14 protein-coding genes are annotated in these 16,226 nt (G+C 59.5%); 12 read left to right on the top strand and 2 right to left on the bottom strand.

The annotated features are described in order from the left end of the window. The first annotated feature begins 44 nt into the window (after positions 1–44). The 10 genes from ureG to KT71_RS09635 are packed head-to-tail and all read left to right on the top strand — an operon-like array spanning position 45 to position 10,429. The gene (ureG, locus tag KT71_RS09680) at positions 45–683 is read left to right on the top strand and encodes an urease accessory protein UreG (protein WP_008295593.1); all 639 of its coding nucleotides are present in this window, start codon (positions 45–47) and stop codon (positions 681–683) included. Continuing rightward, the gene (gene xdhA / locus KT71_RS09675) at positions 680–2,152 is read left to right on the top strand and encodes a xanthine dehydrogenase small subunit (RefSeq protein ID WP_008295594.1); all 1,473 of its coding nucleotides are present in this window, start codon (positions 680–682) and stop codon (positions 2,150–2,152) included. The genes ureG and xdhA overlap by 4 nt, the downstream gene beginning before the upstream one ends. Then, a complete protein-coding gene (xdhB, locus tag KT71_RS09670; protein ID WP_008295595.1) occupies positions 2,145–4,505 on the top strand; it encodes a xanthine dehydrogenase molybdopterin binding subunit in 2,361 nt (786 codons plus the stop codon). Before xdhA ends, xdhB begins: the two co-directional genes overlap by 8 nt. Next, positions 4,502–5,464: a xanthine dehydrogenase accessory protein XdhC gene (xdhC, locus tag KT71_RS09665; protein WP_008295596.1), complete on the top strand. Its 963-nt coding sequence runs from the start codon at positions 4,502–4,504 to the stop codon at positions 5,462–5,464. The genes xdhB and xdhC overlap by 4 nt, the downstream gene beginning before the upstream one ends. After that, on the top strand, positions 5,464–6,501 hold the full coding sequence (gene alc / locus KT71_RS09660; RefSeq protein ID WP_008295597.1) for an allantoicase: 1,038 nt from the start codon (positions 5,464–5,466) through the stop codon (positions 6,499–6,501). The genes xdhC and alc overlap by 1 nt, the downstream gene beginning before the upstream one ends. Next, the gene (gene uraD / locus KT71_RS09655) at positions 6,498–6,998 is read left to right on the top strand and encodes a 2-oxo-4-hydroxy-4-carboxy-5-ureidoimidazoline decarboxylase (protein WP_008295598.1); all 501 of its coding nucleotides are present in this window, start codon (positions 6,498–6,500) and stop codon (positions 6,996–6,998) included. Before alc ends, uraD begins: the two co-directional genes overlap by 4 nt. Beyond that, positions 6,995–7,336, top strand: coding sequence for a hydroxyisourate hydrolase (uraH, locus tag KT71_RS09650; RefSeq protein ID WP_008295599.1), 342 nt, complete (start codon positions 6,995–6,997; stop codon positions 7,334–7,336). Before uraD ends, uraH begins: the two co-directional genes overlap by 4 nt. Positions 7,337–7,340: 4 nt before the next feature. After that, positions 7,341–7,838 (top strand): ureidoglycolate lyase, encoded by a 498-nt coding sequence (locus KT71_RS09645; RefSeq protein ID WP_008295600.1) that lies wholly within the window; start codon positions 7,341–7,343, stop codon positions 7,836–7,838. Further along, entirely contained in the window at positions 7,835–9,223 is a 1,389-nt protein-coding gene (guaD, locus tag KT71_RS09640) for a guanine deaminase (RefSeq protein WP_008295601.1), read from the top strand. The genes KT71_RS09645 and guaD overlap by 4 nt, the downstream gene beginning before the upstream one ends. A gap of 6 nt (positions 9,224–9,229) precedes the next feature. Continuing rightward, positions 9,230–10,429 (top strand): urate hydroxylase PuuD, encoded by a 1,200-nt coding sequence (locus KT71_RS09635; RefSeq protein ID WP_008295602.1) that lies wholly within the window; start codon positions 9,230–9,232, stop codon positions 10,427–10,429. A gap of 187 nt (positions 10,430–10,616) precedes the next feature. On the opposite strand, the gene KT71_RS09630 is transcribed toward KT71_RS09635, so the two are convergent. Beyond that, on the bottom strand, positions 10,617–11,984 hold the full coding sequence (locus KT71_RS09630) for an 8-oxoguanine deaminase (RefSeq protein WP_023659544.1): 1,368 nt from the start codon (positions 11,982–11,984) through the stop codon (positions 10,617–10,619). 148 nt (positions 11,985–12,132) lie between these two features. Between KT71_RS09630 and KT71_RS09625 the strand changes: the two genes are divergently transcribed. Beyond that, the gene (locus tag KT71_RS09625; protein ID WP_023659543.1) at positions 12,133–12,861 is read left to right on the top strand and encodes an SIMPL domain-containing protein; all 729 of its coding nucleotides are present in this window, start codon (positions 12,133–12,135) and stop codon (positions 12,859–12,861) included. A 173-nt stretch (positions 12,862–13,034) separates the two neighbouring features. Continuing rightward, on the top strand, positions 13,035–15,248 hold the full coding sequence (locus KT71_RS09620; protein ID WP_008295605.1) for a carboxy terminal-processing peptidase: 2,214 nt from the start codon (positions 13,035–13,037) through the stop codon (positions 15,246–15,248). On the opposite strand, the gene KT71_RS09615 is transcribed toward KT71_RS09620, so the two are convergent. Beyond that, positions 15,195–16,220 carry a VanZ family protein gene (locus KT71_RS09615; protein ID WP_008295606.1) on the bottom strand — a complete coding sequence of 342 codons (1,026 nt, stop codon included), beginning with the start codon at positions 16,218–16,220 and terminating at the stop codon, positions 15,195–15,197. The genes KT71_RS09620 and KT71_RS09615 overlap by 54 nt on opposite strands. Positions 16,221–16,226: the final 6 nt, after the last annotated feature.

Raw genomic sequence — 16,226 nt, 5'->3', positions numbered from 1 at the left:
TTTTGCGACGACAAAACGTTTCGTTAAAACACAAGGATCAAGGAATGAGTAAACCTGCGCTCCGCGTTGGTATCGGCGGCCCCGTCGGTTCGGGTAAAACGGCTCTCGTGCGTCTCCTCTGTCAGCACCTTAGGGAGCGCTTCAGTATCGGCGTGATCACTAACGACATTTACACGCGTGAAGATGCCGAATTTCTCCTTCGTCACGATGCTCTTGAGGGCGAGCGCATTCTCGGGGTGGAGACCGGCGGTTGTCCCCATACGGCCATACGCGAGGATGCCTCCATGAACCTCGCGGCGGTAGACGAGCTGCAGGGCCGCTTTACGGATCTCGACGTGCTCTTTATCGAGAGCGGTGGTGACAATCTCGCCGCCACCTTTAGCCCGGAGCTATCCGACCTCACCCTCTACGTCATCGATGTATCGGCCGGGGACAAAATTCCGCGTAAAGGGGGACCCGGCATTACCAAGTCCGATCTTTTGATCATCAACAAGACCGATCTTGCTCCCCTCGTGGGCGCAGATCTTGGTGTCATGGATCGGGATGCCCGCACCATGCGTGGCGAGCGTCCCTTTGAATTCACTAATTTGAAGTCCGAGGATGGGCTGCAGGCAGTCATCGATTTTATTATCGACCGCGGCATGCTTGGCAGCGCTGATGGTAACGAGGGCAAGTCTCAGTGATTCGATTTTTGCATCAGCAGCGAGAAGTTGCCCTCGAGCAACTCCCCGCCGACACCAGCATTCTCGATTATCTCCGCGAACACCGTGGTCTTACGGGCACCAAGGAGGGCTGCGCATCGGGCGACTGTGGCGCGTGTACCGTGGTGGTCGCGAAAGCGGGTAACGATGGTCTTGAGTATGCACCGGTCAACGCATGCATCGCGCCCCTGGGAAGCCTCCACGGCACCGAGCTCATCACCGTAGAAGATCTGAAAGATGGCGACGAGTATCACCCGGTACAGCAGGCCATGATCGACAATCACGGCTCCCAATGCGGCTTCTGTACGCCGGGTTTTATTATGTCGCTCTTTGCGCTCTATCACTCACAAAAAACCGGCGATCGCGAAGAGATCCTCGAAGCCCTGGGGGGCAATCTCTGCCGCTGCACCGGTTACCGCCCCATCATCGATGCCGCGGAACAGGCCCTCGCCGGGGAGAGTGACGATGCCTTTTCCCGCCGGGCCAGGGCCACCCTGGATCAACTACGGGCGCTCTCTGACAAGGAGCGTGAGACGGAAGCGCTGGAGTTACCCCACGGCCATTACTATCGCCCCAAAGATGCCGAGCAGGTAGCCAGGCTTCTAGGAGAACACCCTCAGGCACGGGTCATCGCAGGAGGCACGGACCTTTTTCTGGAAAGCACCCAGGGCCTTAAGGACCTACCGGTGCTTATTGACGTCACGGCTGTACCTGCGCTTCACGTTGTTTCCGTGGATTCCAAGCACATTCGACTGGGCGCCGCCGTCACCCATAGAGCCTCCCAGGACGCTGTGCTGACGGACTACCCCGAGCTTCACGAGTTGATTCAGCGCTTTGGTTCCCTGCAGATACGCTCCCGGGGCACCATCGCAGGAAATGTTGCCAACGCGTCGCCCATCGGCGACTGGCCTCCCGTGTTGCTGGCCCTCGGGGGCAGCATTCAACTGCAATCCGAGGCCGGGCAACGCAGCATTGCCCTTGATGATTTTTTCCTCGACTACCGAAAAACAGCGCAGCGCGACGGCGAGTTTATAGCCGAGGTTTTCCTTCCCCGGCGCAAGGAGAATCTATTCCTTCGCGCCTACAAAATCAGCAAGCGCTTTGAGGATGATATCTCCTCCGTGTGTGCCGTCTTTGCGCTGGAATTAGAGGGTGATCGGATCACGGGCGCCCGAGCCGCGTTCGGTGGCATGGCCGCCACACCCAAGCGAGGGCAGTCATTGGAAAATGCACTGGAGGGCATGAACCTCCGCACGGACTCCCTCGATACCGCCGTCGCTGCCATCGAAGAAGACTTCCAGCCCATTTCCGATGCCCGCGCATCAGAAGATTATCGGCGCCTGGTCAGTGCAAAACTCCTGTACCGGCTGCAGGCGGAGTTTCGGGGAGACGTGGACACCCGCGTCCACGCAATGGAAATACACAGCGGCGAGTTGGCCATCCATGACTGATTCCAGCGCAGCAACAGGCCGTAACCATGCGGGACCCAGGGGCTCTGCCGGTCAGGGAGTAGCGCACGAAAGCGCGGCAAAGCACGTCTCCGGCGAAGCGATCTATATTGACGACATGATGGCACCGAAGGGCACGCTCCACGCCTATGTCGGACTGTCCACCATCGCCCACGGCGTAGTAAACGAGATGTCCCTCGCGGCGGTCAAAAACGCCCCGGGGGTTGTAGATGTCATCACCCGGGACGACATTCCCGGCATTACCGATATTGGACCCGTCTTCCCCGGCGACCCTCTGATGGTGGGTCTGGGCGACACGGTGGAGTTTCATGGTCAGGTGCTGTTTGCCGTCGCAGCCACCAGTTACGCCGCCGCGCGCAAAGCCGCTCAGCTGGCAAAGATTGAGTATTCTCCCCTCCCCGCCTGCTTAAGTATCGAAGACGGATTGGCAGCAAAGAGTTTTGTGCGGCCGGCGCATTTTCAGCGCCGCGGCGATGCAGAGCGCGGTCTGGAAAACGCCGCCCACCGTATGCAGGGCGAACTGCAAATCGGCGGTCAGGAGCAAATGTACCTCGAGGGACAGGCCTCGCTCTGTGTTCCGGAAGAAGACGGCGGCATGCTGGTGTATTCGTCCACACAGAATCCCACGGAGGGACAGAAGCTCGTGGCCGAGGTCCTCGGCGTGGACTTTCATCAGGTGACGGTGGACACGCGCCGCATGGGCGGCGCTTTTGGCGGCAAGGAGACCCATGCCAATCAATGGGCCTGCCTGGCAGCGATATTAGCCCGGCGCACCGGTCGCGCCGTAAAACTTCGCCTCGCCCGGGCCGACGATATGCGCGCTACGGGAAAACGGCACCACTTCCTGAGCCGCTATGACGTGGGCTTCGACGATGAGGGTCAGATTCAGGCGCTTGATCTTATGCTCGCCGGCGGCTGCGGCATGTCACCGGACCTCTCGGACGCTATTGTGGATCGGGCAATGTTCCACTGTGACAACGCCTACTACCTCCCCGACGTCGCCGTGGCGGGACACCGGGTCAAAACCCACACCGTGTCGAACACCGCTTTCCGCGGTTTTGGCGGCCCCCAGGGCATGGTGGCCATCGAGGACATCATTGACGCCATCGCGCGCAAGACGGGCATGGATCCCCTGGATGTCCGCAAAAAGAATCTCTATACCTCTGCCGGAGGTCGCGATGTCACCCACTACGGACAGACCATAGAGCAACACGTATTGCCGCAAATTATCGAGCGTTTGGAACAAACCTCGGACTACCACGCTCGCCGCGAGGCTATTCGCGCCTTCAATGCCGACAGCACCGTGATCAAAAAAGGGCTGGCCCTGACGCCGGTGAAATTCGGGATCTCGTTTACGGCGAAGCATCTCAATCAGGCGGGGGCCCTGATCCACGTTTACACCGATGGCAGTATCCAGCTGAATCACGGTGGCACCGAGATGGGCCAGGGCTTGTACACCAAGGTTGCGCAGGTTGTTGCCCGGGAATTGCAGGTGGACATCGCCTGCATACGATGCACTGCGACTCGTACGGACAAGGTCCCCAACACTTCCCCGACGGCAGCCTCCTCCGGGAGCGACATCAATGGCATGGCCGCGCTAAATGCAGCAAGGAAAATTCGCTACCGCCTCACAAAATTTGCCTGCGAACATTTCGACGTGAGCGAAGACGCCGTCGTTTTTGCACCCAATGAGGTACAGGTTGGCGCTCAGTCCTTCACCTTTGCCGAGCTGGTCAACCTCGCCTACCACCAGCGTATTTCCCTGTCAGCTACGGGTTTTTATCGCACGCCAAAAATACACTACGACCGCGCCACCGCCACGGGCCGACCGTTTTACTACTACGCGAATGGTGCCTGTGTGTCTGAGGTCCAGGTTGATACGCTCACGGGCGAATATCGCGTCGAACGCGTGGATATCTGCCACGACGTCGGGAACTCCCTCAATCCTGCCATTGATATCGGTCAGATCGAAGGCGGTTTTATTCAGGGCATGGGCTGGCTGACGAACGAAGAGTTGGCCTGGGATGACGCAGGTCGCCTGAGCACGACAGGCCCTGCGACCTACAAGATACCGGCCATTGGAGACACGCCGGCAATCTTCAACGTAGAGCTGCTACCCGACAGCCCCAATGCCGAGGCTACGATATTTCGGTCCAAAGCCGTGGGCGAGCCGCCCCTGATGCTGGCCATCTCCGTGTGGTCAGCGATACGCGATGCCGTGGCAAGTCTCGGCAACTATCGCGTACATCCAAAGCTCGATACGCCAGCAACTCCCGAGCGGGTCCTTCTCGCTTGCGAGAGCCTGAGAAAGTCTGCCCGGGAGAGGATTGAATGAGCATGCGGGCAGACGGACACTGGAGCGAGGGGGTCCGCGAGTGTGAATCCCTGGGCCACCCCTATGTGATTGTGACCATGCTGGGTGTTCGGGGATCGACACCCCGGGACGCCGGCACCAAAATGGTCGTTAGCACTCACGAATTCTGCGGCACCATTGGCGGCGGAGAGCTGGAGTTCCGCGCCTTACACCGCGCGCGGAATCTTCTGGGCGATGGCATCGCCGGCCAATGGGTAGAGAACTTTCCCCTGGGAGAAAAACTGGGCCAATGTTGTGGCGGGAGCACGAGCCTGCTGTTTGAGCACTTCGTGCCGGCATTCCAGCCGCTGTACCTTTTCGGTGCGGGACACGTGGGGCGCGCCCTCGCGCCAGTGCTGGCTCCCCTGCCGCTTAAGATGCGCTGGGTGGACGCCCGCACCCATGAGTTCCCCGACACCCTGCCAACGGGTGTGGAAGCGCTCCATCCCGAGGAACCCGTGGATGTGGTCAAAACCGCGCCTCCCGGCAGCTACTTTCTTATCATGACCCATCAGCATCCCCTGGACTATGCGCTGATGGAGGCGGCCCTTCAGCGGGAGGATGCTGCTTACATCGGTGTGATCGGCTCGGACAGCAAGTGGCGACGCTTCAAACTTCGCCTCGAGCACCGCGGCTTTCCTTCGGACGTCATTTCGACAATTCACTGCCCCATAGGTCTGTCCAAGGTTCCCGGGAAGCGTCCCGCCGAAATCGCGGTATCGGTAGCGGCGGAAGTCATCGCGCACTATCATGCGCGCCAGGCCGAGGTAACCGGCAACCCGGGACCCGGCTGGAAGCAACTCCAGGCGCAATTGAAAGCCTCTCAAAGCAGCCTCGCGACCAGTGATGTAATTGCCGGCACGGCGCCAGACCCCGACAGCAGTCCCCGTGGAGAACTCTCACCGCGACCCGCGGATACTCACAGTACAAAGGTAAAGTAATGACCGACGATTTTGACCGCGCCGCGATGGATGACTTCCAGTTCCGCTACATCAACTTGCTGGCGGAACGCGTAGGGGGTCGGGCTATCAACTGCAGCGACCAGTGGTTCGCCAGTTGTGACAATCTGGTAAAACCGGGACGGGGCGTCTTCAAAGCCGGCGAGTTCACAGAGAAAGGCCAGTGGATGGATGGCTGGGAGTCCCGACGAAGCTTTGGTCGCCAGTTCCGTATGAGCCAGCTGGATCACGACTGGTGCGTGTTGCGCCTGGGGTTTGCGGGCCGCATCCATGGTGTCGATGTTGATACCCATCACTTTCGAGGGAACGCCCCCCTACAGGTCGCGGTGGATGCGACCCACGTCAAACTGGATCCCGAGCCCGATACCCAGTGGACAGAGATCATTCCGCGCACGGATGTGCTCCCTGATGAGCAGAATCCTATTCCCTGCGACAGCACGGAGCGCTGGACACATCTTCGCCTGCGCATTTATCCCGATGGCGGCGTTGCGCGTTTCCGCGCCTACGGTGAAGTGATGCCGGACCCGAGTGATTATCTGGAGAATGAAACCGTCGATCTTGCCGCCGTAGGCATCGGGGGCCGTGGTGTCGCGGCCTCAGATGAGTTTTTCAGCTCCACGGATAATCTCGTGATGCCCGGGCGCGGTGTCAATATGGGTGACGGCTGGGAAACCCGTCGGCGAAGAGACGAGTTCAATGACTGGGCGATCATCAAGCTGGGCAAACGCGGAACGGTGCGCAAGGTCATCCTCGATACCGCCCATCTCCGGGGCAACTTCCCCGATCGCTTCAGCCTCGAGGGTTGTTTGGAGCCCGACGCCCAGGTGCCCCCCGAGGACGCCGTCTGGACCCCGATCATCAATCAGCAGAGTCTCTGCCCCGACCGTGAGCATACCTATACCCGGGAAGTATTGTGCCCTCCGGAGCAGAAGTTCAGCCATGTGAGACTCAATATCTTTCCCGATGGCGGCGTCAGTCGGCTGCGGGTGTTCGGTATCGCGGACTGGGACGCGGCGTGACTCTCGAGGAGTTTAACGCGCTGGATGAAGCCGCTGCGGCTCAGGCCCTGGAGCTGTGCTGCGTCAGTCAACAATGGATAGAGGGTATGCTCAGGGAGCGGCCCTTTGCCAACAAATCGAATCTCAGGAACTGCGCTGAGACCGTTTGGAATACCCTGGGTCGCGATGATTATCTCGAAGCCTTTGAGGGCCACCCCAAGATCGGCGATGTGGATTCCCTGAAGGCTAAATACGCCGGCAGCGGTAATCTCGCCGCCCATGAGCAGTCCGGTGTTGCCGCCGCCACGGATGACGTGATCGAGCGTCTGGCGGCGGGTAACGAACGCTATGAGACTCGTTTTGGCTACATCTTTATTGTCTGTGCCACCGGGAAGTCAGCCCTGGAGATGTGCGAGCTTCTGGAACAGCGGCTGGACAATGATCCCGAGCGCGAGCTAGCCATCGCAGCCCGGGAACAACTCAAAATCCTACAGATTCGTCTGGAGCAGTGGCAATGAGTCAGATCACTACGCATATTCTTGATACGGCGCGGGGATGCCCTGCGGCGGGGGTTCCCCTGGCGCTTTTTCATCGTCAGGACAGCGACTGGGTGGAAATCGCATCCGGTACAACCAACGAGGACGGTCGGGTGGCGGGCCTTCTGGATGGAGACCGAGTCCTGCCGGCAGGCACCTATCGCATGCACTTTGCCACGGGCGGGTATTTTTCCGCCTTGGACCTGAATATTTTCTACCCCTACGTGGATGTGGTTTTCAACCTCGATGACGGTGGCGAGCACTACCATATTCCCCTGCTGCTCTCGCCCTTTGGGTATTCCACATACCGCGGCAGCTGATGCTGTGAAAGAGCTTGTTCTACAGCCCCTCAGCGCGGAAGCCTTTGCGCCATTTGGCGATCTCATCGACGGAGACACGCCCTGCGAGCAGTACCCCATCAACGAGGGGCTAACGCAGCGTCACAACGCCCTGGCACGCGTCGACTGCGCTGCCCAGGGCGGAACACCCGCTCTCAGCCTGTTCCGGGCGCAGGCCGTGACTGCCGGGTTTGTTCTGCGGAGCATGGAGCGACACCCCCTGGGCTCCCAGGCGTTTGTCAATACCAGCGGTCATCCCTATGCCATTGTTGTCGCACCGCCGGGCCCCCTGGATGAGGAGGCGATCCAGGGCTTTCTGGGCACCCCCCACCAGAGCATCAGCTATCACCGGGGTACCTGGCATCATTATCTCCTGGCCCTGGAAGCACCGTCAGATTTCGTGGTCGTGGACCGCCTGGGTCCGGGCAACAATTGCGATGAGGTCGAGCTTCGCACACCCCTGAAACTGGTGCTGACTCCGTGAGTCGCCTATTCCATCGCGGACAGATCCTGCATTTTCTAGGCGACCCAAGCCAGGGAGCCGAGGAAAGCTATGAATACTTTCCCGACGGCGGTTTGCTCATCGATGACGGCAAGGTCATTGCCGTAGACCACGCTTCAGTGCTTCTCAGCTCTCTGCCCCGGAACACGGAAATTCGTGAGCATCCCAGCGCCCTCCTCGTTCCCGGGTTTATCGACACGCATATCCACTATCCACAGATGGATATCATTGGTGCCCACGGCGAACAGCTGCTGGAGTGGCTCGACAAATACGTGTTTCCCACGGAGGCGCAGTTTGGAGACTTCGCCCATGCCCAGGCGGTGGCCAAGCGTTTTCTCGCGGAATTGCTTCGCAACGGTACAACAACGGCACTGGTGTTTGGCACGGTACATCCCGAGTCCGTCGACGCCTTTTTTGGCGAAGCCGAGGCCCTGAACCTGCGCATGATTGCCGGCAAGGTCATGATGGACCGCAATGCCCCGGAGTTTTTGAGGGATACGGCGGCGTCGAGCTACACCCAGAGCAAGGCGCTGATTGAGCGCTGGCACGGCAAAGGACGCTTGCGCTATGCGGTCACACCGCGCTTTGCCCCCACTTCAACGCCGGAACAGCTCAAGGCCGCCGGACGCCTTCTGCGGGAGCACCCCGGGGTTTACCTGCATACTCACATGTCAGAAAACCTCAATGAGATCGCCTGGGTTGAGGAGCTGTTTCCCCATCTCGACCATTATCTTCACAGCTACGATGATGCGGGTCTTCTGGGGCGCCGAAGCGTGTTTGCCCACTGTGTGCATCTCAGCGAAGCGGAGTGGCAGCGCATGGCGGAAACCCAATCGAACATTGCCTTTTGCCCGACGTCCAATCTGTTCCTGGGGTCGGGGCTGTTTCCCCTGGCAAAAGCCGAGAGCTGTGGCGTGCACGCGGGATTGGGCACCGACATCGGCGCGGGCACCAGTTTTTCTTTATTGGAAACCATGGATGAAGCTTATAAAGTTCAACAGCTTCAGGGGCACTCGCTGACGCCCTTTAAGAGTTTTTACCTTGCGACCCTTGGCGGCGCGAGAGCCCTCGATTTGGAAGCGCAGCTGGGTAATTTTCTGCCGGGGAAAGAAGCGGATTTTCTGGTTTTGGATCTTGCCGCTACGCCACTCCTCAAGCAGCGGATGGCCCATTGCGAGAACCTGTTCGAGACCTTGTTCGTGCTATCCACCCTCGGAGACGACCGCTGTATTCGCGAGACCTGGATTATGGGTGATTGCAAATATCAACGAGACACCGCGGCTGATTGCACTATGCAGCACGATCAACAATCGCAACAGTCGCAAGAACGGCAAACAACGCAAAGCGCAGCCCAGCAGGGAGAGTAACAGTTCATGGAAACCTATCTCGTTGACTGGATAAGCCTCATTGTGCGGTGGCTACATGTGATCACGGGTATCGCGTGGATCGGGGCCTCCTTCTACTTCATGTGGCTGGATAACAGCCTCGAAGACCCGCCCCAGTGGAAAAAAGACAAGGGCATCAAGGGAGATCTCTGGGCCGTCCACGGTGGTGGCATTTACGAAGTTGCCAAATACCAGGGCGCCCCGGAAAAGATGCCCGAGCACCTTCACTGGTTCAAATGGGAGGCCTACAGCACCTGGCTCACGGGCATGGTCCTCCTTGCGGTGATCTATTACCTGGGCGCTGAGTCTTACCTCATTGATCGGCGCGTGGCGGACCTGAGTCAGGGTCAGGCCATCGTCCTGGGCCTCGCCTTCCTTGTGGGCAGTTGGGTCGCTTACACCGTCCTGTGTCTGAGCCCCCTCGCAAAAAATGGCTGGTTGCTGGCCGTGGTGCTCCTGATCCTGGGTGGTGGCCTGGCGTGGGGCTTGTCGCAGCTCTTCAGCGGGCGGGGCGCCTATATTCACTTTGGCGCCATCATCGGGACCATCATGGTGGGCAACGTCTTTCAGGTGATCATGCCGGGGCAGCGGAAGCTGGTCGCTGCCCTGGAATCGGGGGATGCGCCTAACCCCCAGTGGGGAGCGAGAGCGAAGCTGCGTTCCACGCACAACACCTATCTCACGCTGCCCCTGCTCTTCATCATGATCAGCAACCACTATCCCATGACCTATGGGCATAGCTTTAACTGGGCGATTCTCCTGGCGCTCGTGGTCATCACCGCGGTTTCAAGACAGTATTTTGTTCTCCGCCATATGCAGATAAATCGCCCCGCTATTCTGGGGGCGGCCATGGCTGCCACGGTTGTTTTGGCTGTCGTGATTGCACCGAAGCCCGCCGTCATCCCCGACAGTGGATTGGCTCGCGCCGATCTCGCAACCCGGGCCCATGGCATCATTCGCGAACGCTGCACCAGCTGTCACGCGGCAAACCCAAGCGACGATGTCTTCACAACTCCGCCAGGGGGTGTGATGCTGGATACGGTGGAGCAGATGCAGCAATGGTCACCGCGAATCAAGGCCCGCAGCATCGACAGCCATGACATGCCCTTTATGAACAAAACCAACATGACCGACGAAGAACGGGGCATCGTAGCGCAGTGGATTGAAGCAGAGGGCGCAGTGGATTGAAGCAGAGGGCGCAGTGGATTGAAGCAGGGAGCCCGGCCGCTTAGGGCGACGCTCATGGACCTTTTGTGTCCCGCCATCGAGTCTTTGTAACCGTGGCACTCCAGGTCATCGGGGCGGGTTTCGGAAGAACGGGCACCCTCTCGCTCAAACTCGACCAGCGCCCCGTTCTGTCCCCGCTTTTTGAAAATCAGGACGCACGCTCTCCGTTGGCCAGACGCTCCGCCATTTGTCGATGAGCTGCCAGCAAAGGGGGCAGGTCCAGCCCTCGTAGCGTCCCCTGATCGACCACCACGTCCCCACCGACCACGGTGTAGGCAGCGATACCCGAATAACAGAGCAGGATACTGGCCACGGGATCGTGACTCGCGCCGGCATGCCAGAGATCGTTGACGGCGAAGGCCGCGCAGTCTGCCTGATAGCCGGGACTGAGCTGCCCTATCTCAGCCTCCCGCCCCAGGGCCCGGGCTCCACCGCGAGTGGCAACCTTCAGCATGTCGCGCACACCACAGGCGTCTGCACCCTCCCGAAGGCGCTGCAGCAGCAAGGCCTGTCGCGCTTCGGACAGGATATGACCGCTGTCATTGGAGGAGGATCCGTCTACACCCAGGCCCACGTTTACGCCGGCGTGGAGCATGGGCATCACGGGGGCAATCCCCGAGGCCAGACGCATGTTTGAGCAGGGGCAATGGGCGACGCTCGTGCCGGTGCTCGCAAAGCGCTTGATGTCGTGAGCATCCAGCTGCACGCAGTGGGCATGCCATACGTCATCCCCCAGCCAACCCAGATCCTCTGCATACTCGCCGGGGGTCATATTGAAGCGCTCGCGACTGTAGGCTACGTCCTCTACGTTTTCTGCCAGGTGCGTGTGCAGGCGCACGCCGTGTTTCCGGGCAAGATCCGCGGAATCTCGCATGAGCTCAGGGCTCACGGAAAAAGGCGAACAGGGCGCCAGGGCCACCTGAACACGTGATGCCGGAGAGGGATCGTGATGAGCGGCGATGAGGCGTTCGCTGTCAGCAAGGATGCTGTCCTCGCTTTCCACGAGACTGTCCGGCGGCAAGCCGCCCGCGGACTGCCCGACACTCATACTGCCGCGAAGGGCATGGAAACGAATACCGGTTTCCCTGGCCGCCGCGATGCTGTCGTCCAGGCGGCTGCCGTGGGGAAAGATGTACTGGTGATCAGAGCTTGTGGTGCAGCCCGACAACAGGAGTTCCCCAAGACCGAGGATCGCGGAGACGCGGAAGGCTTCCGGTGTTAAACGCTCCCACACGGGATACAGGGCCTGCAGCCAGCCAAACAAGGGAGCGTTCTGAGCCTCGGGCATCAAACGGGTCAGGTTCTGGTAAAGATGGTGATGGGTGTTGACCATGCCGGGCATGAGGACGTGACCCCGAAGGTCGATAACGCGATCTGCGGTGTCTGGAAGCTCAGACCTGGCGCCGACAGCCTCGATCACCCCATCGCGGACAAAAATACCGCCGCCGGGAATTTCCCGCTGCGCATCATCCATGCAGAGCAATACCTCTGCATCGCGCATCAAAAGTGTAGCCACCTGTCCCCTCCTCTATGAAGCCAGCATTATGTGGCTAGCAGGAAGTTGCTGCCAGCCCCGGCCGCGACGGCCGACGGTTTCTGGGACAAGGGAACCCCCGGGCACCGCCATGGTCGAATTTGTATCGAATTTTTAAGGACGATGATTTATGCCCCGGTTCCACCCCATGCTGGCTACATGCCTCGCGCCCTTGCTCCTCGGAGCCGCACTGCTCCCGCAGTTGAGTCACGCTGACGACAGCGCCCGACAAATAGCCGTAACCGGTAAGGCGGAACACCGCGTTGCGCCCGATATGGCGGTGCTTCAGCTGGGTGTGATGACGGAAGACAAAGATGCCGCGGTCGCCCGGCGGGAGGCCGATGCCATTGTGAATCGTGCTCTGGCCGTTTTACGTGATGCGCAATTAGCGGAAGCCGACATCGACACCACGGGTCTCACCATTTCACCCCAGTATCGCTGGCTTCCCGACGTTCGAAAGCAGGAGCTGACGGGCTATCGAGCCACCCGGAACATTGAGGTCCGGCTCCTTGATCTGGATGCCTTGGGCGTACTCGTAACGCAGCTGACTGACGCCGGCATCAACCGCATGCAATCACCGCAGTTAGGTCTGCAGGACGAAGAGCAGGTCTATCAGGAGGTGCTGGCAGCCGCGGCACAAAATGCCCGGGCACGTGCCGAGGTTCTGGCCGAGGCCCTGGGAGAAGACCTCGGCCCCCTGCTGTCTCTGAGCACCGAACGGGCGCCCCTTCCCCGCCCCGTTCGCGCTGAACGGATGATGATGGCGGCGGATGCCGCGCCCGCAGCTCCCGAGGAGAGCTATTCCCCCGGGTATCTGAACTATTCGGTGACGCTCAACGCGAGCTTCGAAATCGACTAGGGGCAATGGGTTGTCGGATCGGGCATCAAGGCATACCCCATTTCTCCCAGCTGCTGCGACCCGGCCGCGTTCAACGAAGCCGCCTCGCTGGCGGTGAATACCCGCTTTGACCATAAAAAGTAACACGCTACACTCCCTCAACCAGTGAATCAGCAATAAAAAGGCAAGCGATTGTGCGAAAAGCATTCCTGAATACTGCGGCGACTCTGACCCTCCTTACGGGTCTCGGGCTGTCGGCGTCGAGCTTTGCGCTCATCGAATACAGCAAATCCCAGCAGGAAACCGCCTCGGAACTGATTGAACAGCTAGAGGAGCGTCATTACGCCAAGCTGAAATATGACGATGCCATGTCCTCGGCGCATCTGGACAATTATCTCAACAACCTCGATGGCGGAAAGATGTTTTTTACCGCGGCGGATATCGCTGATTTTGAAACTTTCCGCACGCAGATGGATGACGACCTACCCCAGGGCAGGCTTGACGCGGGCTTTAGCATTTTCAATCGCTTTCATGGACTGCTCACCACCCGTTTGGAAAATCTGGTGGAGTCCCTGCCAACGATGATCGAAGCGATGGACTTCGAGATTGATGAGCGCTACGAGCTCGATGTGGATAAGCTGGCCTGGGCAGAAACCCAGGCCGAGCTCGACGAGCGCTGGCGCCTGCAGATCAAAAACCAGGTGCTGAATTTACGCCTTGCCGACAAGCCTCAGGACGAAATTTCAGAAACGCTGGTCAAGCGCTACAAGAATCAGTTGAGCCGCGTCACCCAGTACAACGCCCAGGACGCATTCCAGATCTACGCCAACGCTCTGACGGAGTTGTACGACCCCCATACCAACTATTTCTCACCGCGGCGATCAGAGAACTTCAATATCAACATGCGGCTCTCCCTTGAGGGCATCGGTGCTGTGTTGTCCCCGGAAGACGAGTACACCCGCGTGGCGCGCATCGTCCCCGCGGGACCGGCGGACAAGCAGGGTGAGCTGAAACCCTCGGACCGCATTGTTGCCGTTGGTCAGGACGAGGAAGGCCCTTTTGAAGATGTCATAGGCTGGCGTCTCGATGAGGTTGTGGAGCTCATCCGCGGACCGAAGGGGTCAACAGTGCGTCTCCAGGTATTACCTGCAAAAGCTGGCACCGACGCCGAGCGAAAGACCATCAAGATTGTTCGCAACAAGGTCAAGCTTGAGGAGCAGTCGGCGCAGAAACGCGTCATGGAGTTACCCAAGGGTAATGGGGAGACCATAAGGGTTGGCGTTATCGATATTCCGACCTTCTACATCGATTTTGAGGCCATGCGCCGGGGCGACGAGAATTACAAAAGCACCACGCGCGACGTCAAAAAGCTCATTGAAGAGCTCGAAGAAGAAAATGTGGAAGGCCTCGTCATTGACCTTCGTCGTAACGGTGGGGGCTCCTTACAGGAGGCGAACGATCTCACGGGTCTGTTCATTGAATACGGGCCCACGGTACAGATCAGACACTCTTCTCGCCGAGTGTGGCGCGACGGTAAACGCCTGCGCAGCACCTATTACGACGGACCCCTCGTCGTGCTCATCAATCGCCTGAGCGCCTCCGCATCGGAAATCTTTGCCGGCGCGATACAGGATTATGATCGCGGCTTGATCGTGGGTGACCGCTCCTACGGTAAAGGCACGGTCCAGACCATGGTGCCCCTCACCGAGGGCCAGTTGAAAATCACCGAGAGCAAGTTCTATCGTATTTCCGGTGACAGCACCCAGCACCGCGGCGTGGTACCGGACATCACCTTCCCTTCCCTGTATGATCCCGAGGAAATTGGAGAATCCGCGCTGGATAACGCTCTGGACTGGGATCAGATCAACCCCGTGCGCCATCGCCGCTACAGCAATATTGATTCCCTCGTCCCGCAGCTGACGGAGATATACCGGACGCGCAGCAGTAACAACCCGGAGTTTCTCTATCTCCAGGATCAGCTGGCGGTAGCAGAGCAAAACCGGGCCATCACCAGTGTATCTCTTAACGAAAGCGTGCGCCGCGAGGAGCGTAAAGCGCGTCAGGAACGCTCTCTGGAGATCGAAAACCGACGCCGCATGGCGAGGGGTGAAGAGCCTCTCGCATCCCTCGATGAGCTCGACGAGGAAAACGAGGCTATGGACGCGGACGAAGATTCCAGCGAGGATGCCGTCGATGATGGCGTGCACCTCGCGAGCAGCGACAATGGCGACAATGGCGACAATGGCGACAATGGCGATGATACTGACGACAGCTCGGATGAGATCGTATCCGCTGAGGAGCTTGCTGAGGAGGACGTGCTTCTTTCGGAAGCAGGCAGCATTCTCGTTGACGCCCTAGTGCTCCAGGAGCGCGCGTACGCGCTGACTGCGACGAAGCAGGAAGACTAGGGGCAGCGCCAGCGCTACGCCGGTCCAGTCAACCAGCATGTCACTGGTCCCGGGGCCCCGTCCCGGGACAAAGAGCTGTAGGGTCTCCGTGAGGGGCGCAAGCATCAGCATATCAATCCACCCCTGAGGTCTCGCCAGCGCCAAAAAGAAAGTCGCGCCGCAAAACAGCACGGCGTGGAGGTAGGTAAACAGCGAGAAGCCACCAATGGGAAACTGCTTCTCCAATAAGGCGTCCATGGAGACGCCGGCGTCGATGCTCCGCCCTCCCGTTAACAGCGCATAGATATCCGCCTTCAGGCTTACGCTGACACAGCAGCCAAAAAGTATTCCCACCACGATCACCATGCCGAGGAAAACCAGCCAACGCGGTCTTTCGTGACGATAACTGCTCAACACCACCGCCAGCAGCCCAAGGCCGAGGAGCAGCATGGACATGCGAGTGATGCGCCAGACGGGGTTTTCCCGCTCAGGCGTCACCGTTAGGGTTTCAAGAGACAAGGCCGCCGGCCCCTGGAGCAGCTGTAATTGAAACACCGCGGCACCGTCACCGGCCCGCCGGGGAATCGCTTCGCTGAAGCACTCACCCAACTCACCGCTGTAGAAACTGTTGACTCGGTACTGACGGTTGAAGTCCAGCTGACCCTCGCGCACGGACGCCATCAATACGGCTCCCGTCTCCGGCGGTACGGCCTGTTCTAAACAAAAACCAATACGTGCAAACTCCGCGTCCGCTGAAAACTCCAGCGCCCGGGACGCCCAGTGCGCGCCGGGGGTTGCCGCCGCTAATGTCAGCTTTTGATGATCTCCCTCGACCCATGCCCCTGCCGACAGGGTCCACAGCTGCGGATCTCCGAGCAGGGGTCGAGGGGGCGCTATCGCCAGGTAGCTGGGAATCAGCGCCGAAAGGGACCAGGCGACGAGTAAATACACGGCGAGAGAACGCCAGCGCAGAAGCGTGTTACGCGCTTGCATGGAGAA

Source organism: Congregibacter litoralis KT71, from assembly GCF_000153125.2.
GTDB classification, from domain to species: Bacteria; Pseudomonadota; Gammaproteobacteria; order Pseudomonadales; family Halieaceae; genus Congregibacter; species Congregibacter litoralis.
The sequence above is the reverse complement of the archived record's forward strand: the minus strand, read 5'-3'. Positions and strand labels throughout refer to the sequence as shown.

What these genes read in the sequence shown, in the direction of transcription:
- ureG (WP_008295593.1), top strand. Translation starts at nt 45, where the DNA reads ATGAGTAAACCTGCGCTCCGCGTTGGTATCGGCGGCCCCGTCGGTTCG.
- xdhB (WP_008295595.1), top strand. Translation starts at nt 2,145, where the DNA reads ATGACTGATTCCAGCGCAGCAACAGGCCGTAACCATGCGGGACCCAGG.
- xdhC (WP_008295596.1), top strand. Translation starts at nt 4,502, where the DNA reads ATGAGCATGCGGGCAGACGGACACTGGAGCGAGGGGGTCCGCGAGTGT.
- alc (WP_008295597.1), top strand. Translation starts at nt 5,464, where the DNA reads ATGACCGACGATTTTGACCGCGCCGCGATGGATGACTTCCAGTTCCGC.
- uraH (WP_008295599.1), top strand. Translation starts at nt 6,995, where the DNA reads ATGAGTCAGATCACTACGCATATTCTTGATACGGCGCGGGGATGCCCT.
- KT71_RS09635 (WP_008295602.1), top strand. Translation starts at nt 9,230, where the DNA reads ATGGAAACCTATCTCGTTGACTGGATAAGCCTCATTGTGCGGTGGCTA.
- KT71_RS09625 (WP_023659543.1), top strand. Translation starts at nt 12,133, where the DNA reads ATGCCCCGGTTCCACCCCATGCTGGCTACATGCCTCGCGCCCTTGCTC.
- KT71_RS09615 (WP_008295606.1), bottom strand. Translation starts at nt 16,220, where the DNA reads ATGCAAGCGCGTAACACGCTTCTGCGCTGGCGTTCTCTCGCCGTGTAT.